This window comes from Candidatus Roseilinea sp. NK_OTU-006, from assembly GCF_012931985.1.
Classification (GTDB): Bacteria; Chloroflexota; Anaerolineae; order J036; family Brachytrichaceae; genus JAAFGM01.
In genome coordinates this window covers 81,635-106,659 of the sequence record NZ_JAAFGM010000002.1, presented here as the reverse complement: position 1 = coordinate 106,659, position 25,025 = coordinate 81,635, and the positions used below count along the sequence as shown (strand labels likewise).

The 25,025-nt window shown below is 64.6% G+C and carries 21 protein-coding genes and 1 tRNA gene; 8 read left to right on the top strand and 14 right to left on the bottom strand.

The genetic code is table 11. The features are described from left to right. Positions 1-24: 24 nt before the first annotated feature. From smpB to GXH28_RS01880, 5 genes are all read right to left on the bottom strand, one after another. Entirely contained in the window at positions 25-510 is a 486-nt protein-coding gene (gene smpB, locus GXH28_RS01900; protein ID WP_169237314.1) for an SsrA-binding protein SmpB, read from the bottom strand. 156 nt (positions 511-666) lie between these two features. Next, positions 667-5,844, bottom strand: a complete 5,178-nt coding sequence (locus tag GXH28_RS01895) for a DUF2298 domain-containing protein (RefSeq protein WP_169237313.1) — start codon at positions 5,842-5,844, stop codon at positions 667-669. 112 nt (positions 5,845-5,956) lie between these two features. Beyond that, positions 5,957-6,028 (bottom strand) — tRNA-Met (locus tag GXH28_RS01890). 290 nt (positions 6,029-6,318) lie between these two features. Next, on the bottom strand, positions 6,319-7,050 hold the full coding sequence (rlmB, locus tag GXH28_RS01885) for a 23S rRNA (guanosine(2251)-2'-O)-methyltransferase RlmB (protein WP_169237312.1): 732 nt from the start codon (positions 7,048-7,050) through the stop codon (positions 6,319-6,321). A gap of 12 nt (positions 7,051-7,062) precedes the next feature. Next, entirely contained in the window at positions 7,063-9,480 is a 2,418-nt protein-coding gene (locus tag GXH28_RS01880) for a hypothetical protein (protein ID WP_169237311.1), read from the bottom strand. Between the two features lie 89 nt (positions 9,481-9,569). Between GXH28_RS01880 and GXH28_RS01875 the strand changes: the two genes are divergently transcribed. Continuing rightward, entirely contained in the window at positions 9,570-10,403 is an 834-nt protein-coding gene (locus GXH28_RS01875) for a DegV family protein (protein WP_169237310.1), read from the top strand. Here GXH28_RS01875 and GXH28_RS01870 read toward each other — a convergent pair. Continuing rightward, complete coding sequence (locus GXH28_RS01870) at positions 10,400-11,800, bottom strand: MFS transporter (protein WP_169237309.1); 1,401 nt, start codon at positions 11,798-11,800, stop codon at positions 10,400-10,402. The genes GXH28_RS01875 and GXH28_RS01870 overlap by 4 nt on opposite strands. Positions 11,801-11,845: 45 nt before the next feature. After that, complete coding sequence (locus GXH28_RS01865; RefSeq protein ID WP_169237308.1) at positions 11,846-12,460, bottom strand: IMPACT family protein; 615 nt, start codon at positions 12,458-12,460, stop codon at positions 11,846-11,848. Between the two features lie 67 nt (positions 12,461-12,527). Here GXH28_RS01865 and GXH28_RS01860 point away from each other — a divergent pair, with 67 nt between their 5' ends. Then, complete coding sequence (locus tag GXH28_RS01860; protein ID WP_169237307.1) at positions 12,528-13,010, top strand: methyltransferase family protein; 483 nt, start codon at positions 12,528-12,530, stop codon at positions 13,008-13,010. Positions 13,011-13,153: 143 nt separating this feature from the next. Here the strand turns inward: GXH28_RS01860 and GXH28_RS01855 are convergent, their stop codons facing one another. The 4 genes from GXH28_RS01855 to GXH28_RS01840 are packed head-to-tail and all read right to left on the bottom strand — an operon-like array spanning position 13,154 to position 17,408. Then, positions 13,154-14,149 (bottom strand): ABC transporter substrate-binding protein, encoded by a 996-nt coding sequence (locus GXH28_RS01855; protein ID WP_169237306.1) that lies wholly within the window; start codon positions 14,147-14,149, stop codon positions 13,154-13,156. 27 nt (positions 14,150-14,176) lie between these two features. Beyond that, positions 14,177-14,986 (bottom strand): ABC transporter permease, encoded by an 810-nt coding sequence (locus tag GXH28_RS01850; RefSeq protein WP_206156680.1) that lies wholly within the window; start codon positions 14,984-14,986, stop codon positions 14,177-14,179. 3 nt (positions 14,987-14,989) lie between these two features. Then, positions 14,990-16,135, bottom strand: a complete 1,146-nt coding sequence (locus GXH28_RS01845) for a pyridoxamine 5'-phosphate oxidase family protein (RefSeq protein ID WP_169237304.1) — start codon at positions 16,133-16,135, stop codon at positions 14,990-14,992. A gap of 43 nt (positions 16,136-16,178) precedes the next feature. Beyond that, positions 16,179-17,408 carry a YgeY family selenium metabolism-linked hydrolase gene (locus GXH28_RS01840; RefSeq protein ID WP_169237303.1) on the bottom strand — a complete coding sequence of 410 codons (1,230 nt, stop codon included), beginning with the start codon at positions 17,406-17,408 and terminating at the stop codon, positions 16,179-16,181. A 100-nt stretch (positions 17,409-17,508) separates the two neighbouring features. Here GXH28_RS01840 and GXH28_RS01835 point away from each other — a divergent pair, with 100 nt between their 5' ends. The 5 genes from GXH28_RS01835 (at position 17,509) to GXH28_RS01815 (ending at position 21,792) form a co-directional block, all read left to right on the top strand. Continuing rightward, positions 17,509-17,871, top strand: coding sequence for a hypothetical protein (locus GXH28_RS01835; protein ID WP_169237302.1), 363 nt, complete (start codon positions 17,509-17,511; stop codon positions 17,869-17,871). Positions 17,872-17,971: 100 nt separating this feature from the next. Further along, complete coding sequence (locus tag GXH28_RS01830) at positions 17,972-18,805, top strand: DUF5656 family protein (RefSeq protein ID WP_169237301.1); 834 nt, start codon at positions 17,972-17,974, stop codon at positions 18,803-18,805. Between the two features lie 2 nt (positions 18,806-18,807). Further along, on the top strand, positions 18,808-19,758 hold the full coding sequence (locus GXH28_RS01825) for a carbohydrate kinase family protein (protein ID WP_169237300.1): 951 nt from the start codon (positions 18,808-18,810) through the stop codon (positions 19,756-19,758). Between the two features lie 10 nt (positions 19,759-19,768). Continuing rightward, positions 19,769-20,443 carry a diacylglycerol/polyprenol kinase family protein gene (locus tag GXH28_RS01820; protein ID WP_169237299.1) on the top strand — a complete coding sequence of 225 codons (675 nt, stop codon included), beginning with the start codon at positions 19,769-19,771 and terminating at the stop codon, positions 20,441-20,443. Next, positions 20,443-21,792, top strand: a complete 1,350-nt coding sequence (locus tag GXH28_RS01815) for an amidohydrolase (RefSeq protein WP_169237298.1) — start codon at positions 20,443-20,445, stop codon at positions 21,790-21,792. Before GXH28_RS01820 ends, GXH28_RS01815 begins: the two co-directional genes overlap by 1 nt. 52 nt (positions 21,793-21,844) lie before the next feature. Here the strand turns inward: GXH28_RS01815 and malQ are convergent, their stop codons facing one another. Continuing rightward, on the bottom strand, positions 21,845-23,326 hold the full coding sequence (gene malQ / locus GXH28_RS01810) for a 4-alpha-glucanotransferase (RefSeq protein WP_169237297.1): 1,482 nt from the start codon (positions 23,324-23,326) through the stop codon (positions 21,845-21,847). 117 nt (positions 23,327-23,443) lie between these two features. Here malQ and lepB point away from each other — a divergent pair, with 117 nt between their 5' ends. Further along, positions 23,444-24,028 (top strand): signal peptidase I, encoded by a 585-nt coding sequence (gene lepB / locus GXH28_RS01805; protein ID WP_169237296.1) that lies wholly within the window; start codon positions 23,444-23,446, stop codon positions 24,026-24,028. 74 nt (positions 24,029-24,102) lie between these two features. On the opposite strand, the gene GXH28_RS01800 is transcribed toward lepB, so the two are convergent. After that, the gene (locus GXH28_RS01800) at positions 24,103-24,414 is read right to left on the bottom strand and encodes a diol dehydratase small subunit (RefSeq protein WP_169237295.1); all 312 of its coding nucleotides are present in this window, start codon (positions 24,412-24,414) and stop codon (positions 24,103-24,105) included. A gap of 56 nt (positions 24,415-24,470) precedes the next feature. After that, positions 24,471-24,962 (bottom strand): glycerol dehydratase reactivase beta/small subunit family protein, encoded by a 492-nt coding sequence (locus GXH28_RS16145; protein ID WP_320447898.1) that lies wholly within the window; start codon positions 24,960-24,962, stop codon positions 24,471-24,473. Positions 24,963-25,025: the final 63 nt, after the last annotated feature.

The window sequence follows — 25,025 nt, the reverse complement described above, 5'->3', positions numbered from 1 at the left end:
GGCTGGTTTCTTCCCAGAACAGGCTTAGTATCGCTCGCGCAGAGCGCGTTGAATATCCCGGTCGGCGTCGCGTTTGGCCACGGCTTGTCGCTTGTCATACAGCTTCTTGCCCTTCGCCAGCGCGACTTCGACTTTTGCGCGTCCGCGCTTGAGATACACTTTGGTGGCGATGGCGGTGTAGCCTTTGCGCTCGATGCCGCGCGCCAGTTCGAGGATCTCCTTTTTGTGCAACAGCAACTTGCGGTCGCGGCGTTCGCCGTCCTGCGCTGCTGTGCGCGCAAAGCCGGTGGCGAGATCGTAGGTCGGAATGTAAGCGTTGAGCAACCACGCTTCGCCGTCGCGGATTTGCACGAACGCATCGCGCAAATCCATTTTGCCCGCCCGCACCGACTTGATCTCCCCTCCGGTCAAGACGATCCCCGCCTCGAACCGCTCCTCGAGCGCATAGTCGAAGGTCGCCCGACGATTGGACGCGACGATTTTGATCGAGTTGTCATTGGCTGTGCTCATCGTGATTCCACCTTCGCAGGCGACGATCTGCCCATCACGCGCGCGAGCCTGACCCGCCCATGGCGCATACGCATCGCTAAGCATAGACGATCGCAGATGGCTTCGCCTCGCCTCTGCGGGGCGCAAGGCCCAGCGCCGGCGCGCCAACTGGCCGGACTAGCGCGCACTTGCTCCCATCATCGGGATAGTGTGCGGCACAACTTCGTAGATCGCGACTCCCGGATTCTGATAAGCGATACGCAGGTCACCGGCCTCGACCATCGCCTCGAACTTGTCGAAGCCGGCCGAGTCGTTGTACAGCCGCTCCATCTCGCCCACGATCACGTAGCGCACATCGTAGCGGCGCAGCAGCAGACGCGCCCGCTCGATGTCGGTCGTGCTGTAGAACTCGCGCACGTCGGCAACGCGGTCTTCGACGACCGGCGCGCCAAGCGCTGCGCGTTGCTGTCGCTGGTGCCATTCCCAGCCGACGACGGTCGGCAGACCGGTGTAGATCGAGAAGCGCGCGCTCCAGCGATACTGATTCCCGCCGGCGGCGCCTTCCTCGATGATCGTCGGCGAGCCTGCGACGTTGTCCTGCATCCAGCGGATGGCATCGTAGTCATGCCGCAACGGGAACTCGGCCTGACGGCCGGCGAACTCCTCGTTGCGCATCGCGTATGGCATGTAGGCCATGCCGTCCAAGCCGCGCGGCGCCGTGCGCACGTAGCGGTCGTCCACCTTGGCCGGGATGGCGAAGACCGGGTAGAGCATCGCCAGGAAGAACGCGACGGCGAAGGCTGCTGTGAAAGCCACCCGCCAGAAGGCCTGTGGGAGAGGGTGTGCGGTTGCCCGTCCGCCGGCAAACAGCGCCTCAACCGACCAGACCAGCGCAATTGCTGCTGAGACGCTCAACATCAGCCAGGCCTGGATGTAGAACTTGAACTGCGTGTTCATGCGCCCGATGTCGCCGCGCAGCGTGAACAGCTCGACGAAGAGGGTGAGCGCGAAGGCGCCCGCCGTCATCAGCCACAGCAGGCGCGTGGGCGACGAGCGACCCGGCAGCCAGGCGGATGCCAACGCCAGCAACATCACGGGCGCAGCGATCAGGGCGATCGGCGCTTCACCAAGCGCCAGCAACGCGCCGATCGCGCAGCCGAAGACCGTCGCTGCGCCCAGTATGATGCGCGGCGTCCGTCCCTCGACGAATAGCCCACGCAGCAAGTAGAAGCCGATCGGGATGAGGAACAGGCCGTAGATCGTGATGTAGGTCTCCAGCCGCGTGCGGTCGCCGCTCCAGGGATCAACCTCGTTGTAGGCCGAGCCGTAGTTCACCAAATACGGCGCCATCGCCAGACGGGTGAGCGCGACGAAGGCGACGACAGTCGGCAGCGCCTGGCCGGCCGCGCGCAGCGGCCGGCGCCAGCCGAGTCTCTCGCCTTCATCGGATTCAATCCGCCCCAACACCAAGCCGGCGCCGACCAGCAGCAGGTAGGGGGGATAGTCCCATGAATTCGTCGGCCACAGCATGCCCACCGATACTGCGCCGAGGACGATGGCCGACCTATGGCGCGCGCCGGCGGCGAACGCCAGCCCAAATGCCAGCGCCAGATAGGCCAGAGGCATCGCCATCATGTGCGCGTGCAGGTCAGCATAGAGGAAGGTGAAGAGCGGGAACTCGGCGATCATCACCTCGGGCGCCGGACGAGTCGGGTTCCAATATGGCCACCAAGGCGCAATGGGCAGCGGCGCTCCCCCCAGCCACTTGAGCAGGCCGGTCGCAAAAGCCACCGGCGCAGCGACGCCCTGCTCGATCCCGCCCAGCTTTTGCCACGCCGGGCCGACCACGCGAATCTGGTCGCCGTTGCCGATGAAGACGGCGAAGGTCGCGGCGATCAGACCGGCAGCGACGGCGCGCCGGAGCGCGGGCGCATCGCCATTGCTGCGCGCCGCGTAAAACGACGCGCCCAGGCCGAACGCGCCGCAGGCAGTCATGGCGAATAGCGTAGGGATGACGAGGTTATACGCGACGGCCGGGTCAATGCCCAGCGCCTTGATCGGCGCGCCGACCATGACGAAGCCATAGTAGTAGTAGTTAATCGCCCCGCCGGCAAACCACGGGTCTTGCGGCGGGAAGTACGTCGCCTTCAACACTGAATTGAGGTAGGCGAAGTCCATCGGCTTCTCGCCGCCGAAGAACGGATGCCACAGGTCAGGGTTACCTATGCGCACAAGCAAGAAGAGCACGAAGGCGGTCACGAACAGCGCTTCGCCGACGAGCAGCACCGACCACCGCGCGCGCACCAGCGTGATGATGGCGTTGCGGTTGAGATGGCCGACCGTCAACGCGACCGCCACAAAAGCGACGACGATCGCCCAGATCATGCTCGAAGTAAACGGCGCGATGCGCAAGCCGGCCAGCCACCAGGCGACGAACGAAGTGATCAACAGGCCGAAGACCTTCGCGAACGCATAGCCGCCGTCCACGAGCGACGCAAGACGCCAGACGTGAGAGGCAGGATCGTCCTGCGTCCTGCGTCCTGCGTCTGGCCCCTGGCCTCTTGACTCTGGCCTCTTCGTCACCGCCGCCAGCACCATGAACCCCGCGACGCCCAGCGCCTCGATCAGCGCCAGCCAGGCCAAGATGGCGAGCAACGGCGACTGATTCAGCGGCGAAGCGCGTGGGAAGAGTTCGCGCCATGTGCCGCCGGCCTGTTGCGCTTCGCGCATGTGCTGGTCGAGCAGCAGGCCGCCTGGCGTATTGCTGGCCTGAAAGGCGGTCTGGCGCACCGTGCGCACATCCACGTAGGGGCTGAGGGCGCGCGCGACGAGCGCAGAGGAATACGCCGGCGTCTTCTGGAAGATCAACACCCGTGGGTGGTCGTAGACCGAGAACGCCTCCTCAGCCTTCGGATAAGGCACTTCGATGCCCGGCGGTGTGCCCTGCACGCCCTCCGGGCGCACCAGTCGCTGCGGCATCTCCTGGTCGTTGAAGACGAATGGGCCGATGCGCGGGAAGCGGTAGAAATCGGCGACTAGCGCGAAGCCCAGCTCACCACCCATCAGCGCGCGGTAGTAGGCGTTCGTCATCGGGAAGCGCCAGGGCAAGCGCGCCACCGACCCGTAGTGCCGGTTGCTGTTCAGCACGATGTAATCTGCCTCGTCGAGGGCGCGCAGGAACATCTCATACTTGGCCGGATCGTCTTCGTTGTACACCGGCATATCGCCCCACGGGGTGCTGCTCAGCCCGCGGTAATACCAGCCGAAGCCGTCCTTGCCCTCGATGCGGAAGGGGATGCCTTCGTCGAAGTGCTGGTTGGCGATGACGCTGGTGCGCGCGCGTATGCTGTCGCCGTCCAGCAGCGTCAGCTCGAGCGTGTAGTCGGCGTCAGGCTCGATCGCGACGCCATTGAACGCGATGGTGGACGCAGCGGGGCCGATGTGTTGCCGGGCTACGCCCAGCTCGGCCTGAGTCGGCGCTTCCAACAGCCGCACCTGGACTAATCCCTCGCCCTCCACGTAGTTCAGCGTGAAACGCGGCCGCTGCAACGGTGCGCCGACGCCATCGGCCTGCGCGCTCACACGAACCGTCGCGACGAAAGGCTCGCCCGGCTGCAGCGCGATGTCCTTGATCGGCAGTTGCACCTGGCGCGGTTGGCCGGCGGCGTCCCCCGAGAGCGTCAGCGCCGTCGGCACGTGCGCATAGATCCAGCGCGACGCCTCGGTGCGCGTCAGTTCGCCATCGTAGATGCGCATGAACGCCAGGGCCCACGTCAGCGCGCCGGCGAGCACGAGCGCGATGAGGAATTGAGAGTTGAGAATCGGGAATCGAGAAAGGGGACTCGGCAACGCCCACTTCCGACCCCCGACTCCCAACTCCCGCTCCCCGGCCCCCGCCCCCTGGCTTCTCCACAGCGCCACCAAGACGACTGCGGCGGCGATGCAAAGCATGGGGTAGATCGGCAATTGGTAGCGGAGGGATTTGACGAACTGCGTGCCCTGATACAGAAAGAAACCGAAGATCCACAGCGCCGGCACAAGATAGGCATACCGGCGCCGGCCGCGCAGCAGCCGGCTGAGCAGGTAGAACGCGCCGATCACGGCGGTCGCCCCCAGCGGCACGCCCAGCCCATAGAACACGATGTTGGTGAGCGGAAAGAGGATCGGCGCGCGATTGGCCCACTGCCAGCCCCACGGCGGATCGGCAGCGCCTGAGGATTGCGCTGCGGCAAACTGCAACTCGGCGATCCAGCGCGCCGACGGCGCGATGATCGGGCGAAGGAACGCCGGGATGCGCTCGACAAGGCGCGCCAGGGTTTCGGGCATCGGCGGCGTCTGCTGGCAAATGTGGAACTGTTCGGGATCGGTCAGCGTTTCGCAGGCGCGGATGGTATAGGCCCACTCGACCTCGCTGTTGCCAACAAAGCCGTAGGGCTGCGTCAGCCGAAAGCCGGCAAAGGCGGTCGATCCCGCTATCGCCACGGCGGCCAGCGCGGTGAGCACGGCCGGGCCGGTAGCGCGACGATCGCGCATCATGGCTACTGCGATGGCGACCACGGTCAGCGCCGCCGTCGGCCAGGCGCTGATCTTGCTGGCGACGGCTAGGCCAGAGCACAGGCCGGCCAGCGCAGCGTTGGCCCATAGCGCATACGCCCTGCGCCGGGAATTGATCTGCATCGTCGCAAGCCGCGCGCAGAAATAGAGGCACGCCGCGACGAACATCGTCAACGCGCTCTCGACGACGAAGAATTTGCTGTGCTGGATTTGCAGCACGGCCAGGGCGCTGAACGCCGCAGCCAGCAGGCCGACGCGCCAGCCGAACAGTCGCCGGCCCGTGAGGTACACAATCAGCACGGTAAGCGTATCGGCCAGCATGGAGAGCAAGCGCCCAACCAGCCGGATGTGCTCATAGCCGGTGAAGAAGCCCTGCGAACAATCGGCGGCAGCCGCGCCGAAGAGCAACCGCCCCAGCAGCGCAGGGACAGCAGCTTTTGTCGGCGCACAGCCCTGATCGAGGAACTCAGCAACCGCCCGTCCGCCGAACAGCGGCAGCGTGCCATACACCCAACTCTGCCGATTGTTGTAGGGGTTGAGCGGCGACTGAGCCGGATCGAGGTATTCCCCTAGACTGCTCGGCATCTGTAATGCCGAGATGACGTTCGTCACGTGGCGCTCGTCCGGGTGGTTGTATTGGCTCTGGTCCCAGTTGAGGTCGTGGAAGCGCAGCGCCGCAGCAACAACGAGGATGACGAACCAGGCGGCCGGGTGCAGGTATCGCCGCACAGGGACGCGCCGGTCGCTTGAGGAGGTGGGGCTGGATTCGGAGATCGCGGCCTTAGTCCGCTCCGCAGACATCACTGCGCGCGATTATATTGCGCAGGCAGCAGTCAAAATCGGAACTCAAACGAACAATCGGATAGACGCCAAAATAAAAACCGAAGCCCTGACAGGCTTCGGTTTTACGAGGTAGCGGGAGTAGGATTCGAACCTACGACCTTCAGGTTATGAGCCTGACGAGCTGCCACTGCTCTATCCCGCATCGGTGTTTGTGATTATATGCACAACTGAATTTTGGTCAAGGGTAAATGATGACATCGCCCGTCATCAGTGCGGCCTGATCCTAAACAGGTCGCGCCGGACTGCCGTCCGGTAAGTTACACCCCGGCGCTCGGCCTCCTGTCGCCTCCACACGCGGGGGCAGCTTGATCGGCGCGGACTATACACGATGCCCGAGGTGCGGACAGCGGCGGCGATGCTCTGCGGCACGCGAGCGCTCGGGTCGCGGCAGGTGTGGGCGCGTTGCCCCGGCGCTAGAGCCAAGTGGGATCGTCACGCATGACGCTGACGCAACGCTTCGTAGATCGCCACCGCGCCGGCTACGGCAGCATTCAACGAAGCCACCTGGCCCCGCATCGGCACACGCAACACGAAATCGGCGCGCTCGCGCAGCAGCCGGCTCACGCCTTCGCCTTCGCTGCCGACGATGAGGGCCAGCGCGCCGCGCAGATCGGCCTCGTAGATCGCGCGTTGCGCTTCGCCGTGCAGGGCAGCCACCCACACATCGCGCGCCTGGATCGCCTCGACCGCACGGGCTAGGTTGACCACTTGAGCCACGCGCATGTGCTCGGCGGCGCCAGATGAGGCATTGACCACGGCGGGCGTCACCCCCACGCTGCGACGCGTGCCGATCACCACCCCGTGCAGGCCGGCAGCCTCCGCTGTGCGAATCAAATTGCCGAAGTTCTGTGGGTCCTGTAGCGAATCCAGGATGAGGATGAAGGGCGGCTCGTTGCGCATCTGGGCTGCGCCAAAGATCTCGTCCAGGCTGGCGTAGGGGTAATCGCCCACCTCCAGCGCGACCCCCTGCGCATGCGCGGAGATTGCATTCAGCGCATCACGCCGGACCGCGCTGAGCGGGACGCGCTGTTGTTGCGCCAACGCACGGATTTCGCGGATGATCGGCGCGTCCTCCACGCCCTCGCCGACCAATAGACGGTAGATGGGCCGCCGGCGCGCGCGCAGGCATTCACGGACGGCTTGACGGCTGTACAAATATTCCATCGGGCGACGTCCTCACCGGATTGCGATCGGCACGCTCAGTGCGGCCTCGGGGATCGCGCGTCCGGCTTCATCAAATGCGGGCATGCGCGCGCCGTCGGCGTTATACAGGCCGAACTTGATCGTGTATTGGCCAGGTGGGAAGTCTTCCGGCAGGTTGACCGAGTACACGTCGTTCAAGATCAAGTCGCCTGCTCGCCACCAGCGCGGCGCAAAGTCGCCGCCCTTGGCGCGCCCGTCAGCTTGCGGGGGCAGCTTGTTGCCCGCCGCGTCGAAGAGCTGAACGAACGTGGTGTAATCCTCGGTGAAGTCGTCGGTCGCCAGCCAGTCCAAGTTGAGTAGGACTACGCGCCCGGCCTGTTCGGCGCGGATAGCGGTGAGCGCGACTTTCTCAAAGCGCGCCTTCATGCGGAGGTTCGGCGTGAGCCTTGCCAGGTTTAGGCTGGCCGCCTCGTAACGCTGCCGCCCCGTCGGTTGTCCGGCCGGATCAAATGTGGGCAGGAATCGCTGCGCGGTGAAGTCCCAGAAGCCCACATCGAGCCACAACGTGCTGGGCGCGAGCCGGGTCGTCGTCAAAGTGTCCTCCAGGCGCAGGCGATAGCGGTCGGCGATGATCTCGCCGGGTTGCCAGAGCGTTGTCTGCCACATGCCGCCGCCCGGATAAGTGTCGAGCACGTGCGCGAGTTGCTCGCCCTTGGCATATACGCGGATGAATGCGCTGTAGTTGTGGTCGAGGGGGCGAAGCGCCTGCCAGTACAGGGTCACGTCAAGCACTTCGCCCGGCGCGACGCGCTGCTTGGGATTGTGTACCTGAAAGCCCAGATAGCGGATTTTGTCCTCGAAGATCAGCTCGGTCTGACGATCCAGCGCAAGCGGCGCGTCGGGGGACAGCCGCTGCGGCAAGGCGTAGGCGGGCCGGATGTAAACGAACGGTGCAAGCAGCGTGAGAGCCGCAAGGGCAGTTGGGATGGCTATAGCGAGAGTGCGTGGCGCATGGCGCATCTGCGCAACGCGCGATGCGCGCGCCGCCACGCTCAGCAACCCCAGCGCTAGGAAGATCGAGATCGGCGCGATGACGGGGAAGAGCAAGCGCCCCTGGCTGGCCAGGGTAAGCGAAGTCCAGCGCACCAGCGCCACGAAGGCCACCAAGAAGGCACTGAACAGCATGAGCAGCATCAAAGCGCGCGCGTCGAGGATAGCGGACAGGCGCGCAACATCTCGCATCCTGCGCAGCCATCCGAGGAGTGCGAATAACAGCCCGAAGCCGGCGAGGATGAGCAAAAACTGGAGCGCAGCGTAGATCCATACGTCCATCGGGATGTTCACCGCGCCGAACAGCCCCCAGTACGATTTGAAGAAGCCGTCCCACTCGCCGATCAGCTCAAGCGCCGACGGCGTGACCTCGCGCGGCCCGGCGATGCGCGCCATCATCGTCGTGCCGGTAAAGTCGCCGTAGAGCATCTGGTTGCGCCAGTACCACCACCCGGCGACGGCGAGCGCCGGCAGCGCCATGCCGAGCAGCAAGGGTAGGGCGCGAGCGAGCGAGCGGGGATCCGGTTGCGCCGCCATCGCCGTTGGCCGGGCTCGGCGCACAAACTCGCTGACCAGCACGAAAAACGGCGCAACGATGGCCAGTGCCAGGCCGGAGGCCTTCGTCAGCGCCGCCCCACCCAAGATCACGCCGAGCACGATCGCCTGGCCCATGCGTGCGCCATGGCGAATCATTCGCGCGCTGAAAAGCAGGGCCAACGTGGCCAGCGTCGTCGCCAGCGTGTCGTTGTTCACCGACGCCATGATGTGTACAAACATCGGGTTGAACGCGACGAAGGCGGCTGCCAGGGGCGTCAAAAGGGGAGACTGGTTGCAGGGTGCTTCCGCCTCATCCGCCTTCCGGTTGCTGGCCCGGCGGCTTGCGCATAGCGTTAGCGCCAGCGCGTACGTGCAGGCCACGGTTATCGCGCCCAGCGTGACGCCGATCAAGCGCATCACCATCACCGCCAAGGTCGTCCCACGCCAGGGGAAGGCTTCCGCCGGCGTGTGGACGAGCTGATTCCAGTTGTTCGTCGCGTCGGCGCGCCCCAGCCGAGCATGTGGGTTAGGCCAAACTAGGTCGGCGTGATCGCTCCGGTCGAACGGCAGCGCCACCAGGGCCATGAGTGCGTAGTAGAGCGGCGGCTGGCTGCCCTCTTGGGCGTAGTAGGTCAGCGGGCGCAACGCCCGGCGCTCCTGCTCGGTAATCTGCCGATTGTACGCCTCATCCTGCACCGGCAGTCCGCGCCCCTGCGCAAGATGCTCGATCATGGCGTAGTGGCGCACCTCGTCCGATACATCAAGCAGAGGCGCGGACACAGCGTAGATCACGCCGGCGGCGATGTAGAGGGCTAAGATGGCAACGAGCGTCCAGTGAGTGATGCGCTGCAAAATAAACCTCATTTCATATAATAGCGCAGGCGCAGCATCGTCAAACCGGTTTCGGTGTTACTTATTACGTAAGCTGCGTAAGGAAGGAGACCCGGAATTCCATGGTGCACATCGTCACCGACTCAAACGCTGATCTGACCCTTGAATTGGCTCGCGATCTGGGAATCGCTGCCATCGCCTCTACTTACGTCATCTTCGGAGACAAGAGCTTCCGCAGCATGGAACTATCGCCCGCACAGTTCCACGCCATGCTGAAGAGTGACCCGAACTTTCCGAAGACCTCGCAACCCTCGGTGGGCGATTTTGTGGAGATTTACCAACGCTTCAAGGGCGAAGAGGTCGTCTCCATCCACATCTCGCGCGACTTGAGCGGCACCTATGCCAGCGCCGAATCGGCAGCGATGACGATGGGCGGCGACCCGTCGGTGACGTTGGTGGACACGCGCATGGTGAGCGCCGCGATGGCTTTGCTCGTCGCGGAAGGCGCGCGACTGGCGAAGGAAGGCGCGAAGCCGGCGGAGATCAAGGCGCACATCGAGTCGCTCATCCCGCGCACGCGCATGCACTTTGTGTTGGAGACGCTGGAGAACCTGAAGCGCGGCGGGCGCATCGGCGGCGCGCAGGCGCTCATCGGCGGCGTGTTGCAAATGAAGCCGATCCTGACCATCAAGGACGGCAGGGTCGAGCCGCTCGAGCGCGTGCGGACTTTCAGCAAGGCCGTCGCGCGCCTTAAGGAGATCGTGCTGCACGAGCTGGGCGCTTCGCGCGATCCCAAAGTGTTCTTCATGCATTCCGCAGCGCCGCAACTGGCCGAACAACTAGCGCAAGAGGTGAGTGGACCGTTGGGCATCCAGTCGCCAGTGATCCTGGAAGCCGGCCCCACCATCGCCACGCATGCCGGCCCTGGCGCGGTGGGCGTCGGCTACATCATCTAAGCCGGTTCCGATGCGGCGCGGCGCGCTTCCAGCTCGCGCAGCGTCTGTTCGTGGCTGGCTTTGGTGATCGGAAAGCGCGCGACCAACACCATGCCCGCGAGCAGAATCACGGCGGCGACCGGCCCCATCATCAGCCGGATGGCAAGCAATGCGCTATCCGGCTGAGTGATCGGCGCCGTCGCGCCGGGTGGTGGGGTGATGTAGCCCGTTGCGCTCAGCACCTGGCCGACGGCGAACAATCCCAGCGCCAGGCCGAGCTTTTGCAGGAGCACGAAAAGCCCATAGAACGCGCCTTCGCGCCGGCGACCGGTCTCCAGTTCGTCCAGCTCGATCACATCCGGCAGCATGGCCCATGGGATCAGATACGCTACGGCGACGCCAACGCCGGCGAGCGCCGCCAGTGCAATCACACTCCATGTCGGCCAGTCGGGCTGCACGGCGAATAACGCGAGCGACGTCGCTACCCAGGCCGACATGCCGATGAAGTACACGCCCTTCTTGCCGACGCGTCGGCTGATCACGTTCCAGATGAACAGCCAGATCAACGCGCTGCCTTGCACCGCCAGCAGCACCAACGGCGTAATCTCTGGCCGGCGCAGCCAGTAGGTCAAGTAATATACGATCAACGTGCTCACCGTCTGCACCACCAGCCAGGAGAGCAAGTAGATGCCAGCAGCATATCGGAAGGCGCGGTTGCGAACGGTCCGCTTCAGGCTCTCGAGGACAGGCAGCGATTCGGCTTCTTCGGGGGTGTGACGTTCATAGGTGCCCCAAAAGGCGAAGAAGAACGGCGCCGCGCACACCACGGCCCAGATCAACGCCGAGACCGCATAACCGGTCTGCACATCCGAGTTGGCCGCGACGGCATCCACAATGATCGGGTGAGTCACTGCGGCGATCAATCCGGCGGCGATGCTGAAGGCGAAGCGGTATGAGTTCAGGCTGGTGCGCTCGTCGTAGTCGCGGCTGAGTTCCGGCGTCAGCGCCGTGTAGGGCACATTGACCACGGTGAACATCGTATCCAGCAGCAACGACACGACCAGGTAATAGGCGAATTTGCCGGCGTCGCCGAGCTGCGGGGTCTGGAACAGTAGGAAGAAGGCCAAGCCGAACGGCACGGCGCCGAACAGCAACCACGGTCGCCGCCGCCCCCAACGCGTGTTGATGCGGTCGGAGAGCAAGCCGATCAATGGGTCATTCACCGCATCCCAGGTCTTGGTCACCAGCAGGATGACGCTGGCTGCAGCGGGTGCGAGCCGTGCGACGTCGGTGAAGAAGTAGAGCAGAAAGAAGCTCATGATGGCCGTGGCGATAGCCGGACCGACGTCGCCGCTGCCGAAGGCCAACTTGGTGAGCAAAGGGACCTTTTCAGGGGTGGGAGATGTTGGGGCGTTCATGGGGAGTGCGCTTCAAGCGATATGCTGAGTCCTTCGTTCGTGTGCTCATGCGGCTATCACGAGCGTTAACGCGCCGGCGCTGAGGTCGCTCAGTGCGCGTCGCAGATCCGCGATGCTCTCCTCGGCGACGCTCATCGTGAGCAGCACGCATGCGCCGAACGTTTCATCTTCGGGCAATACATCGTCGCGCGCAGCAATGAGCCGTTTGACGCGCTCGTAGAGTGGATAGGGGACTTCGAGCAGGCACTGCCGACGCTCGACGCGTTCCGCGCGCGGCAGGGCATCCAGCGCCGCCTGTAGCGCGCCGCCGAACGCGCGCACCAATCCGCCGGTGCCGAGTTTGGTTCCGCCGAAGTAGCGCGAGACGACGGCGACGACATCGCCCAGCCCGCTGCCCTGCAGCACGGCCAGCATCGGGCGGCCGGCTGTGCCGCCCGGCTCGCCGCCGTCATTGCAACCATCCATCACGCTGGCGCCAAAGCCGATGCGATAGGCGTAAGCGTGCGAGTTGGCATCGGACAGCTCCGTCTTGACGCGACGAATGAACGCCAGCGCCTCCGCTACAGTGCGCGCTTCGGCCACTGTGCAAATGAAACGCGAATTCAGCACGCGGGTCTCGACGCGCGTTTCGGCCGCCGGGATGGGATAGCGCGCGGACATCTTCGGCCGAAGGGAAGTCTACCTGAAAACGCGCAACACGACATGTAGCAGGGTATCATCCCGATGCATGAAACGCACCGCTTTTGGGTCGCGCGGGGAAGGGTGGGTCGTCGTGCAGTTTACCTTGCTGCCCCTCCTGCTGGCGGCGACATGGCTGGCGCCGAGCGGCGCGCCCTGGCCGTTGGCGCTTGGCTGGCTTGCGCGCGGCTTAGGGGCAATCATCGCCGTCGGCGCAGCCGGCTTGTTCACCTGGGGCGTAGCGGCGCTGGGGCGCAACCTCACCCCCAATCCCAAGCCGCTGGAGGATGGTCATCTGGTGCGCACCGGCGCATATGCGTTGGTGCGCCACCCGATCTACGCGGGGGTGATCTTTGGCATGTTGGCCATCGGCCTCTTCCTCAACAGCATCGTCGGCTTGCTTTCGTCGGTCGTCTTGTTCATCTTCTTCGACCTGAAGTCGCGCCGTGAGGAACGCTGGCTACGGGAGAAATATCCTGAATATGCCGACTATTGCCGGCGGACGCGCAAGCTCATCCCATTCGTCTACTGACGTGCGGCAACATCGCGGGCCTTGGGGAAAGCAATGTCCGGCCCTGCTGCGTCACCCCGCGCGGCAAAAAGGCCAAATCCCGGGGTAGGCGAAGGTATTGCCCTCGCCTACCCAATCTATAACTTTCGATCTGACTATCCGCGCTACTTGGCCAGCTCGAGGATCTGGGTGGTGAAGGCGCCGGCGACGTCGAGCGAAGGCAGCGCGTTGTAGCGGTAGAGCATATCGGCCAGGGCCTGCCACTGCTCTTTGGTCTGCCAACCCCAACCGCGCCCCTCAGTCACATTGCTCTGTGCGTCTCGCAGCTCGGTGAGCAACATGTAGCGCATGTGGTCGGGGTTGGTCTCCGGGCCGGCGTATTTCAACACGATCTGCACAGCTTCATCGGGGTGCTCCGCCGCGTATGCAATGCCGCGCAAGGCAGCCCGCAGAAAGCGCGCCAACATCTCCGGTTGTTCGCGCAGCAGCGACTCGCTGGTGGTATAGGTCAGCCCTAGGGTCGGCACGCCGTAGTCCGCTGCGTCCCACAGCGTGATCTCATGGCCCAGGCTGCGCAGCAGGAACGGCTCGTTCGATTTGAAGAGCGGGTAAACGTCCACCTTGCCCTCGACCAACACGCGCGGGTCGAAGCCGACGTTGACGAGCTTGACCTTGTTCACGTCGGCGCCGGCGGCGGACAACAGCGCGAATAGGTCGGGGGGCGGCGTGCCTTTGTAGCCCACCAAGCGCCCTTCCCAGTCCTTCGGGCTGTTGATCCCGGAGCCTTTGAGCGCGGCAAAGGCTTGTTGGCCGCGCTGACCGATGAGCGCGATCGAGACCAGGGGAAGACCCGGATCAGCGCGGCGCTGCAACAGCGTCGCGGCGTCCTGAGTGGTGACATGCACCTTGCCAGCGACCAGCAATTGCAAGTGCTGGCCTTGGCCAGGCGAATGCTCAATGGTCACCTCCAGCCCTTCAGCCTGAAAGTAGCCCTTCTCTTGGGCAACATAGGCCCCGACGAAGGGCAAATTGGCCTGCGGCTTATAGCCGGCCATAAAGGTGAGCTGGATCGGCGAGGTTCGAGGCGGCGGCGCAGGCAAGGCTTGGCATGCCGCGACCAGCAGCGTGAGTGAGACAAACAGCAAATGACGAAGTAGCATGATTGTGTACCTCCACATGTGTTGGATTCAAGGGATAGGCCGCCAGTAGGCCATGCGGCGTTCGACATGGCTGATGATTTGATAGAGCGCAATGCCGGCCGCTGTGACGACGAAAATGGCGGCGAACAAGAAGGGCAAATTCAGGTTGGTGTAGGCCAGCCACATGGTGCGCCCCAGCCCGCCCGAGGCGCCGGTCCACTCTGCGACGATCGCGCCGATGAGGGCCAGGGGCGCGCTCACCTTCAGGCCGGCGAACAGGTGCGGCAGGCTATGCGGCAGCCGCAAGTGCCACAGCGCTTCCCAGCGACTGGCGCGCCAGACGCGAAAGAGATCGTGCAGGCTCGGCGTGATGGTTTGGAGGCCCACCAGGGCGTTTACCAAGATGGGGAAGAAGGTCACCAGCGCGGTGATGATCACCTTGGGTTGCCAGCCAAAGCCGAGCCAAATGGTCAGCAGCGGCGCAATCACCACCAGCGGTGTGGATTTCACCAGGATCGCCAGGCTCATCACCCCCTGCTCGACGCGCGGCCACAAGGTGACTAAGATGGCCGTGCACAGGGCCACGCCGGCGCCCAGCAACAACCCCAGCCACGCCTCGCCAAAGGTGATCAACGCGGCCTGGAGATAAGTCGGCAGGTGCTGGGCCAGCGTATGGAATACCAGGCTGGGGGCCGGCAACAGATAAACCGGCGTGTTGCTCACGCGGACGAGCACCTCCCAACTCGCAAGCGCAACGACGAGCGCTCCGGCAGTAGTCCCACGATCGCGTCGCGGGAGCGGCTGCGCAGGATGCGTCGAGCGGCGCAAGGTGGCAGCGCGTGGTGTCCGAGAGACCATGGTTCAGGCAGCCGGCTGTGGCGCAGCCAAACCGCGCCAGCCGCGCAGATGCTCCACCTCGACTCTGAAAATCTGCGCAACCTGCCGGGCATAGGACGGCGCCAGAGGATGTCCCAGATAGCGCTGGGTGAGCCGCGCGAGCAGGCGTCGCCGCTCGTCCTCGCCGAGGTTGCTGACCGGGCGGGCTTTGCCTCGCGCCACCACGCGGCGCAACGGCGGCCAGGGTTCATCCACCGTTAGCGAGACGAGCGGATTCTGAAAGACGTAATCCGGCCAACGCGACCCTTGCCAGGCGATCACCGTGAAGGCATGTCCGTCCCACTCCTGCCAGAGCGGGATGACGTGCGGGCGCCCATCGGGACGCACGCAAGCCAGGCGTGCCGAGACCGGCTGATGTAGAAAGGTCTCGACTTGTCTGGGGGTGAGCGCCTCCAAGGGTTGCAGTTCGGCCGTCGAATCGGGAGCAAACGGTGCGTAAGTCAAGGCGCCGAGGCGGTAGGAGATATGCGCCGCCAAGTTCCGCAACTCAGGCCCGAGCTGTTCGTATAGCGTCGGCGATTCCCAGCGATAGGCCAGCGCGCTCAGCACAACCGCCGCGCGCGCTTCAGCGCCGTCGGGGCAGATCGGCGCCGCCAGGTCGAGCGTCTCCGTCGCAGCGGCGAGCGAGAGCCCGTTCACGAGGTTTGTCGGCTGGGTGGACGGCGCAAACAGCGCCTGTGCGGCGTCAATCTGGCGATACGTCTGACCGATCTGGAAGACGCGGCGCGTCTCCGGGCTGCCCTCCACCTGGGCCAACACCAATAGCCCATCGGCGACGGGAACGACGAGCGCCACGGTCTCCGGCCAGGTTTTTGTGACGGCTTCCTGGTAAAACGCCGCGATCAGCTCGCGGTGGATCGAAGCGGGGCGCGCGCGCCATGACGAAAGGCGCGGGCCGGCGAAGTAGCGCCCCCGCCGCTCAGATTGCTCTAAGTACCCCAACGCCTTGAGCCCCCTGAGCAAGGCAAAGAGCGAGGAACGCGGGAGGTCTGCTGCCTGAGCGAGCGCGTTCGGAGTTAATCCTTCGGGGTGAGCCAGCACCGCCTCGATTAACCGCAGCACGCGCCTGGCGCTGCCGATGAAATCGAGGTCACCTTCATAGTCTTTCATACTGGACTGTAGTCCAGTATTCTAATCTATTCATGGATAACTGTCACGCAGCCTCAAGCATCGCGGGCAGCAGGGCGTAGAACTGCGTGGCCTGCACCACGTCGTCTAGGCGCACCTGGTCGAGCACGCTGTGTGCATGGCGCTCGTCGCCGGGGCCAAAGCCGATGGCGGGAATGCCGGCAATGCCGGCCCAGTATGTGCCATTGGTGGAGAAGTCCCACTTGTCGGTCGCAGCGCGCTGTCCGAAGGCCAGCTCGGTGGCGGCGAGCGCCGCTTGGGTCAACGGGTGGGACTCGTCCAGCGCCCAGGCAGGAAAGTATTTATCCACGACCAACGAGAAGCCGGTGTAGCTGGGCGTGTCGTATTGCAGCAACTCAAGCCGAATCGCGTCGGCGCGCGGAGCATCGGCCTGCGCCGCATCCACGATGGCCTGCACCTCGGCCAGTGCGCTCTCCAGCGTGTCGCCGAAGGTGATGCGCCGGTCAATGAAGAGGGTCGCCTCGTCCGGCACAGCGTTGATGCTGGGGGTGCTCACGCGCATATCGCTGACGGTGATCGTGCCTTTGCCGAGGAAATCGTGGGCGCGTAGGCGCGGGTCCAGGTCGCGGATGCCGGCGATGACGGGCAGCAGTTTGTAGATAGCGTTGTCGCCCAGCCAGTTGCTGGCGGCGTGTGCGCTGCGTCCTTTGGCCGTCACCTTCATTTCGACGCGCCCTTTGTGGCCGCGATAGACCTGCATGCGCGTCGGCTCGCCGATCACAACGAAATCCGGCCGCACCTTCGGATCGTGCTCGACGAACACGCGAGGGGCAATGCCATCGCAGGCCTCTTCCATGTTGCCAAAATAGTAAGCCGTCCAGCCGTCGAGCCAGCCCAGGTCGCGGGCCAGGGCGAGGCCGTAGATCATGCCGGGCGTGCTGCCCTTTTCGTCGCACGCGCCGCGCGCATAGAGCACGCCATCCTCCACTTTGCCCACAAACGGGTCCCAAGCCCACTGCGCCGGATCGCCTATGCCGACCGTGTCAATGTGCGAGTCGAAGACGATGATGCGAGGGCCTTGGCCGATGCGTCCCAGGACATTGCCCATGACGTCAAAGCGCACTTCGGCGAAGCCGAGCCGGCGCATCTCTTGAGCGCAGCGCTCACCTACGGACCGGATTTGCGAATCCATGCTGGGGATGGCGCACAGTTCACGCATGAAGCGCGTGATGTCGGCGCGGTGAGCTTCGACGCGAGCGCGCAGTTCGGTCAGTTGCTCAGCGATGGGGTTCATTCTGCCTCCGGCGTCATTGGTCGTTCGAATCGGGATCGGCGTCCCCGGCATGGCCGTTCGAGGGTAAGTCGCCGCCTAGACTACGGTGCCAATTCTAGCCTTGGCGCTACAGTTTTTGACGTGCACCGCTCTGCTGCGTCCCTCTGCCCATGCGGCCTTCCCGTGCCTGTGCGTGGCGCGCATCGTCGAAGTCATTCGCAAGACGCCATCGGTGGGGACGTTCGTGCTGGACGGCGAGATGGGCGCGCAGCCAGTGCGATGCGTCATGCTGTGGCTGCCGAGCCTGGAAGGCAAGCCCGTGCGCGACGTAGAGGCGCTGTGGGCGCACCTCCGCATGGACGATGGCACCGCTACAAAATTGCTGGCAAGGGTACAATCACCTCCGAATTCGATGCCAATCTCACCTTCGTTGACCCCAGCATCGAATGGGCCGTGGGCGATGCGCCGCCGTTCACCAACGTAGGGGCGCGGCACGGCGTGTGCTGATGCGCGGGCAGCGAGCGCCTTGACGCCGGGCGTGGCTCCGGCTGGCGAGTCAGCATTGACAACGCAACGACCAACCGATGACGCAATCGCTTCACACTTCCGTCGCCAATCGCATCCTGGTGCTGGTGGCGCTGTTGGCGCTCACGCCGGTGCTGTTGCTTGTGGTCGAGCTGCCCTCGCGCAATGCGTCGTTGACCTTCCTCGGCTCCCCCCTCTCGATTAACCTCAACGCGGACTCGCTGCTGATCCTGTTTCTGCCGGTGCTCACCATCGCCGGCGTGGACTGGGCGCTGCGCGACCACCCTGACGTGCAGGCCGGCGAGGTGCCCTTCCTCTTCCCGTTCTGGATGGCGCCCGGACTCACCGCCTTTGCCTTAGCCCTGTTACTTACCCGGCTGACAAGCTGGCCGGTGTGGATCGGCGCGCTGCTGGGCGGCGTCGTCGTCCTGGGTGTGCTGATCGTGGCCGAGTACTACACCATCACGCCGAATACGCCGACCTATCCGATTGCGCGCCTGGCCGTGACCGGTCTGAGCTATCTCATCGCGTTCAGCCTATTTACCCTCATCTACAGCACGCGCGAGCGCAGCGTGATTACAGCCACTAGCGCGTCGCTCGTGGCCTTGGCGCTGGCGCTGGATTTGCTTGCGCCGCACATCATCGGCCTGCGCCAAGCAACCTTGTTCGCTGTCATCGTGAGCTGGCTGGTCGGCCAGGCGACGTGGGCGCTGAACTATTGGAACGTCTCGAACTGGAGCGCCGGCGTGGTGTTGTTGACGGTGTTCTACGTATCCGCCGGCGTTGCGCAGCAACACTTCCAAGGCCGGCTCTCGCGCAGCGTGCTGATCGAATTCGCAGTCGTCACGTGCATTGCGCTGATCGTGGCCTGGCAACTGGCGGGGGTGCGATAGCGGTGAAAGGCGCTCTGGTCATCGGCGCAGCGAACTTCGACATCAAAGGGCGGATGTTGCATCGGCCGGTGCTCGCCTCGTCGAACGCATCGGCGATCCGCACCAGCTTCGGTGGCGTTGCGCGTAACGTCGCCGAGAACCTGGCGCGACTCGGCGCGCCGGTCACGTTGCTCACCGCAGTCGGCGACGACTACGCCGGCGAAGATATCCTGAGCAGCGCAGACGACGTGGGGGTGGACGTATCGCGTGCGCTGATCGTCGAGAACGAGACGACCGGCACCTACCTGGCTGCGCTTGACGCAAGCGGCGACCTCTACCTCGGGTTGGATGATCTGCGCGTGCTGCGACACATCACGCCGGACTACCTGCGCCTGCACAAAGACGCCTTTCGCGAATGCGACATCGTCGCCCTCGACCTCAATCTCAGCGAGGCAGCGATGCTGACGGCGATCCACCTCGCGCACGAGTATCGCAAGCCGATCTGTGTGGACCCCACTTCGAGCGTGCTGGCCGGCCGCCTGCGACCGCACCTGCCGATGATCAACATCATCACGCCCAACCTCGCCGAGGCCGAGGCGTTGCTGCGTTGCGACCCGATTCGTACGCCCATCGAGGCGCTCAACGCCGCACGCCGGCTGGTGAGCCAGGGTGTGGAAGTCGCCGTGATTACACAAGCCGAACGCGGTGCATGCTATGCCACCGAGGAAGAAAGCGGTCAATTCCCCGCGTTGCGCGTGGACATCGTAGATACCACGGGGGCCGGCGACGCGCTGACGGCTGTGGTGATCTTCGGCTACCTGAACGATCTGCCGATGAGCGATACGCTGCAGCTCGGCCTGCGCGCTGCTGCGCTCACGCTGCGCTCCAACGAAACAGTCGCGCCCGAATTGAGCCTCGATCGCCTCTATGGCTTCGGCGAGGATGCGCATTCGGACGACCAGGCATCTCCCTGACACACATCGCATGAACAACGGGCTTGCCATCGTCATCTCGTTCGTCTATGTCTTTGCGGCGCTTGGGATCGCCGAAGCCCTGCGCCGCGTGTTCCGGCTGCCGGTCGAGTTCACCCGCAAGGTTGTGCACATCGGCGTAGGGATGTGGGCCTTCGGCACCGCGGCGCTGTTCAGCGACAAATGGTTCGCGATTACCCCGCCGCTCGTTTTCGTTGCGCTGAACTACCTCTCGTATCGCCGCGCGCTGTTTACCGCGATGGAAACCGGCGACAAATCCAACCTCGGCACGGTGTATTTCCCCATCGCCTTCGCAGCGATCATCGTGTTGTTCTTCGACGTCAGCAAGCCGTTCATGGTCGCCGCGCTGATGCCGTTGACATGGGGCGATGCGTTTGCCGCGATCATCGGCCGGCGCTACGGCCGGCGGCGTTACGCCCGATTTGCGCAGCGCAGCATCGAAGGCTCGGCTGCCATGTTCGGCTGCTCGTTCCTCAGCGCCGGGGGTGCCCTGCTGGCCTTCGGCACACCGTTTGGCGTTGCCCTGACGGCCGCCCTGCTCATGGCGCTCTTCGCCACCCTCGTCGAAGCGGTGAGCCCGGCCGGCCTGGACAACCTGCTGGTGCCCGCATCGAGCGCGCTGGTCTATCCGCTGCTCATCCCCCTGCTCGGCCCGCTCGCGAGTTAATGGCGCTGCTCATCCGCAATGCCACGCTGGTCCTGGCCGACCGCGTCGCGCCGGCCGGCTATGTGCTCATCGCGAACAAACGCGTTGCAGCCATCGGCGAGGGCGCGCCGCCCGATGCGCTCGTCGCTTCTGCGCAGCGCATCCTCGATGGGACGCACCGGGTGCTGCTGGCCGGCCTGGTCAACGCGCACACCCATTTGGAGCAGACCTTTATGCGCGGCTACAGCGCCGGCCGCGCGTTGCTGGATTGGCTGAAGCGCTACATCTGGAAGCTCCAGGGCGCCATGACGCCGGAGGATGTCCGGTTAGCGGTCACATTGGGTTTGGTCGAGGCCATGCGCGGCGGGGCGACCACGATCATTGACCATCACAAAGTCCCTTTCTCCAAACGCCACACCGATGTCGTGCTGGAGGCAGCGGAAAGGCTCGGCGCGCGGCTGGTGTTAGCGCGCGCGTGGGCCGACCGAGGCGCAGACGCCGAATCGCCCGATGCCATCCTGGCCGACTTGCGGCGTCTGTTCGACGAATGGCACGGCGCGGCGGAAGGCCGCATCCGCATCGCCAACGGGCCGCTCGTGCCATGGCGCTGCTCGGCCGAGACGCTGCAACGCACGACCGAACTGGCCCGTCGCTACGGCGCGATCACCCACTGCCATATGAACGAGACGCGGGCCGAGGTGGCGATGACGCTGGAGGAGACCGGCCTGCGGCCGGTCGAGTGGTTCGCCGCGCTCGGTCTGCTGGGCGCAGACTTCCACGCCGTGCACGGCGTGTGGCTCAGCGACCAGGAGATAGCGCTGCTGGCGCAGCACGGCGCAACGGTCACGCACTGCCCAGCCGCCAACATGATCCTCGCTTCTGGCGTCGCGCCGATCTGGAAGCTCCTGACCATGAAGTGCGCGCAGGAAAGACTGGGCCAACCCACCCTCAACGTGGCGCTAGGCACCGATGGCCCGGCCAGCAACGACGGCCAGGACATGCTGGAGATGATGCGGCTGGCCGCTTATCTGCAGCGCGTGACCACGCTGGACGAGCGCGCCATGCCGCCGCGCCAGGTGATCGAGATGGCGACAGTCGCCGGCGCGCGCGCCGCCGCGAGCCCATTGCTGCGCCCAGGCGACCCAGCCGATTTGATCCTGCTGGACTTCGACGCCGCGCACATCCAGCCGGTCAATGATGTGCTCGCTGCCATCGTCTACAACGCGCGCGGCAGCGACGTGGATACCCTCATCGTGGATGGTCGCCTGCTGATTCAGGGCAAGCGCGTGCTTGTGGTGGACGAACCGGCGCTGATCGCCGAGTGTCGCGACCGCGCCCGACACCTTGCACGTCGCGCGGGAATTGAGTAGCACCTGCCGATGTTGCCCGGCAACTCAGCGCAGTCTCCGCGTGATCCGCGGCTTACCGGCCGTACGTCGCTGTCATCTTGCGCAAGCGCGCCTGCACCTCGCGGGTCAACTGATCCCAGGTGAAACGCCACTGCCAGTTGCCCTCAGCGCGGCCGGGGAAGTTCATGCGCGCTTCGCTGCCCAGCCCGATCACGTCCTGCAGCGTGAGGATGACCGTGTCGGCCACCGACATGAGCAGCAGGCGGATCAAGTCCCAGGTGATCTGGCTGCCGTCGGTGCCGGTGTAGTCCAACACCTGCTGGCGCGTCTGTGGGTCGAGTTTCTCGAACCAGCCCCGCGTGGTGTCGTTGTCGTGGGTGCCGGCGTAGGCCACCGTGTTGCGCACGTAGTTGTGCGGCAGGAATTCCGATGACGCATCGGCGACGAAGGCAAACTGCAACACGCGCATACCGGGGAAGCCGAACGCGTCGCGCAGCGCTTTGACTTCTGGCGTGATGATGCCCAAGTCTTCCGCGATGATAGGCAAATCGCCCAACGCCGCTTTAATCGCCTGGAACAGGGCTTTACCCGGCCCCTTGACCCAACGCCCGTTCTCGGCGGTTGGCGCGTCGGCCGGCACTTCCCAGTAAGACTCGAAGCCGCGGAAGTGGTCAATGCGCACGTAGTCGAACAGGGCAAACGCCGCGCGGCAGCGCTCGATCCACCAAGTGTAACCCTGCTGCGCCATCACCTCCCAGCGGTAGAGCGGGTTGCCCCAACGCTGGCCGGTCGGGCTGAAGTAGTCCGGCGGCACGCCGGCGATCACCGTCGGGTTGCCGCGCTGGTCGAGGTGAAAAGACTCGCGGTGCGACCATACGTCCGCGCTGTCGAAAGCGACAAAGATGGGAATGTCGCCGATGATCTTGATGCCCTTCGCATTGGCGTAGCGTTTGAGGGCAGCCCATTGCTGGAAGAACTGGAATTGGTAGTACTTCTGCTTGTGTATTGCGTTCGCCAGTTGGTTGCGCGAGCGTGCGAGCGCGGTGGGCGCGCGGCGAGCGACGTCGTCCTGCCAGGTCGTCCAGGGGTCGCCGGCGTGAGCGTCTTTCAGCGCGATGAACAGCGCATAGTCATCCAGCCAGGCGGCGTTCGCCGCACAGAACGCTTCAAACGCCTCGTGCTGCTGCGTGGAGGCATATTGCATGAAGTGGATATACGAGCGATGCAGAAGGTCAAACTTGTAGTCAATGACATCGCCATACTCCACCCGGTCGGCCGGGAAGGCCGGCACATCCTTCAAATCGTCCCAAGCCAGCGCGTTCTCGCGCGCCAGGTGTTCTAAGCTGATGAGCAGCGGATTGCCGGCAAAGGCGGAGAAACACTGATAGGGCGAATCGCCGTAACCCGTTGGGCCGAGCGGCAGCACTTGCCACAGCTTCTGACCCATCTCGGCCAACACGTCAACGAAGCGATAGGCGTCGTCGTTGAATTCGCCGATCCCGAAGCGACCCGGCAACGATGTGGGATGAAGGAGAATGCCGCTTGCTCTTTCCATGATGCTCCTGATCACTACAGCGCTTCAAAGAGACGCCCGGCTATTGTAACCACGGTTGTCGCAACGGTTTCGCACTACAATCCCACCGTGCAACGCTCCACCTACGCGTCGATAGCAATGACGGACGACGACGCTGCGGCAGTCTTGCCGCGCGGCCAGCCGCTGGGGCGCAGCTTGCTCGAGATCCTCATCGCCGCCGGCATCGTTGTGTGGCTCTACAGCTTCTTCTTGACCTCCGTCGAGGTGAGGGATGAGCACATGACGCCCACATTGCGCCCGGGCCAGCGCGTGCTGGTCAGCCGGCTGCCCTACCGATTGACCGTGCCACAGCGCGGCGACGTCGTCGCCGTGCGCAACCGCATTGACCCTGCTCGCATCCAGTTGCACCGGGTGATCGGCTTGCCGGGGGATGTGCTCGACATTCGCGGCGCACAGGTGTCGGTGAACGGGTTGCCGCTGCGCGAGCCCTACTTGCTCGAAGGGCGTGAGCGCCTGAACCTCAGCGCGACAACCGTAGGGCGATATCGTCTTGGCCCAGATGACTATTTCCTGCTCAATGACAATCGTGCTGACCTCGGCGACAGCCGCTCGTTCGGCGCGTTCTCACGCGAGCAGATCGTCGGTCGCGCCTGGTTGATCTATTGGCCGCCGCAGGACTTCGCTGCCGTCGCCCACACACCGCCGACGCGCGGCGAGCCCTGATTGGCGCGCGAGCGCCGCTCAGTCCACCAGCGGGCGCCGCCCGGCCGCCCGATATAGCCGCGACCAGAGAATGTTCACTTCGGTCGGAACAGCCGGCGCCTGGCGTATTCCGCCGCCGCCTCGCGGATGAAGGCGGCCGTCTGTTGCGCGCCGTAGTCGCGCTCCAGCGCTTCGGCGATGGCGAGCAGCTCGGCCTCGGTGGCGCGCCCAGGGCGCAGCGCTTCGTAGATGCGCAGCAGCTCCTCCTTCGGCACAGCGGTCAATTCCGCAGCGCGGCGCAGGTTGTCGGCCAGTTGGGTGAAGCCGGCTGCCTGCGCTGCGCTGGCTTGCCGGTGCAGCGTGTCGGGAGAAATCTGGCAGTCGTCAGCCCATCGTTCGTCTTTCATCTTTCGCCTTCAAGCCTCGCGCCTTGCTCTTCTCGGCTCCAGCTCATCGGCTCGGCTCACACATCCGGCTCCCAGTCGAAGAACAGCTCCTGTGGCGGCTTGTCTCGCACTTCCTCGGTTTCGCGGCGGTGCATCAACGCCGTCTTGACGATCAGGCGCAGGCGCGCCCAATTGTCCACCGTCACCGGCACGGGCTTGACCACTTCGCCCTTCGCATACTTCGCCGCGTTCCGCCCGATTTGCTCGAAGGTCTCGAGCGTCAGGCTGGGTGAAAAAGAAAACAGCTCCAGATTGTGCAGCCGGGGCATGCCGCGCTTGTGGATGACCGCCGTGCCACGACTCTGCAGGCCAATGCCGATGCCGCTGCCGCTGTAGCTCGACGCAGTGAAGCCGAGCTGCGCGCAGTCGCTGGTGTGATAGGCCTTGATCAGCCGGGCGGTCATGCCTTCCTTGGCCACGCCGGTGAAGATCGCTTTGAGCACGTCTTCATGGTCAAGGCCGTTAATCGTCTTGGTCAGCGCCGCGCCAAAGGCTGGGCCGACGCACACGATCACCTCGTTGAAACGTCCCGCTTTGGCCTCGCCGATCTCGCGCAGATTTTCTAACGGCGC

Coding starts and splice junctions, on each gene's coding strand:
- malQ (WP_169237297.1), bottom strand. CDS start 23,326: ATGGAAAGAGCAAGCGGCATTCTCCTTCATCCCACATCGTTGCCGGGT.
- GXH28_RS01845 (WP_169237304.1), bottom strand. CDS start 16,135: ATGAAAGACTATGAAGGTGACCTCGATTTCATCGGCAGCGCCAGGCGC.
- GXH28_RS01880 (WP_169237311.1), bottom strand. CDS start 9,480: ATGAGGTTTATTTTGCAGCGCATCACTCACTGGACGCTCGTTGCCATC.
- lepB (WP_169237296.1), top strand. CDS start 23,444: ATGACGGACGACGACGCTGCGGCAGTCTTGCCGCGCGGCCAGCCGCTG.
- GXH28_RS01815 (WP_169237298.1), top strand. CDS start 20,443: ATGGCGCTGCTCATCCGCAATGCCACGCTGGTCCTGGCCGACCGCGTC.
- GXH28_RS01800 (WP_169237295.1), bottom strand. CDS start 24,414: ATGAAAGACGAACGATGGGCTGACGACTGCCAGATTTCTCCCGACACG.
- rlmB (WP_169237312.1), bottom strand. CDS start 7,050: ATGGAATATTTGTACAGCCGTCAAGCCGTCCGTGAATGCCTGCGCGCG.
- GXH28_RS01840 (WP_169237303.1), bottom strand. CDS start 17,408: ATGAACCCCATCGCTGAGCAACTGACCGAACTGCGCGCTCGCGTCGAA.
- smpB (WP_169237314.1), bottom strand. CDS start 510: ATGAGCACAGCCAATGACAACTCGATCAAAATCGTCGCGTCCAATCGT.
- GXH28_RS01875 (WP_169237310.1), top strand. CDS start 9,570: ATGGTGCACATCGTCACCGACTCAAACGCTGATCTGACCCTTGAATTG.
- GXH28_RS01895 (WP_169237313.1), bottom strand. CDS start 5,844: ATGTCTGCGGAGCGGACTAAGGCCGCGATCTCCGAATCCAGCCCCACC.
- GXH28_RS01865 (WP_169237308.1), bottom strand. CDS start 12,460: ATGTCCGCGCGCTATCCCATCCCGGCGGCCGAAACGCGCGTCGAGACC.
- GXH28_RS01820 (WP_169237299.1), top strand. CDS start 19,769: ATGAACAACGGGCTTGCCATCGTCATCTCGTTCGTCTATGTCTTTGCG.
- GXH28_RS01830 (WP_169237301.1), top strand. CDS start 17,972: ATGACGCAATCGCTTCACACTTCCGTCGCCAATCGCATCCTGGTGCTG.
- GXH28_RS01860 (WP_169237307.1), top strand. CDS start 12,528: ATGAAACGCACCGCTTTTGGGTCGCGCGGGGAAGGGTGGGTCGTCGTG.
- GXH28_RS01850 (WP_206156680.1), bottom strand. CDS start 14,986: ATGGTCTCTCGGACACCACGCGCTGCCACCTTGCGCCGCTCGACGCAT.
- GXH28_RS01870 (WP_169237309.1), bottom strand. CDS start 11,800: ATGAACGCCCCAACATCTCCCACCCCTGAAAAGGTCCCTTTGCTCACC.
- GXH28_RS01855 (WP_169237306.1), bottom strand. CDS start 14,149: ATGCTACTTCGTCATTTGCTGTTTGTCTCACTCACGCTGCTGGTCGCG.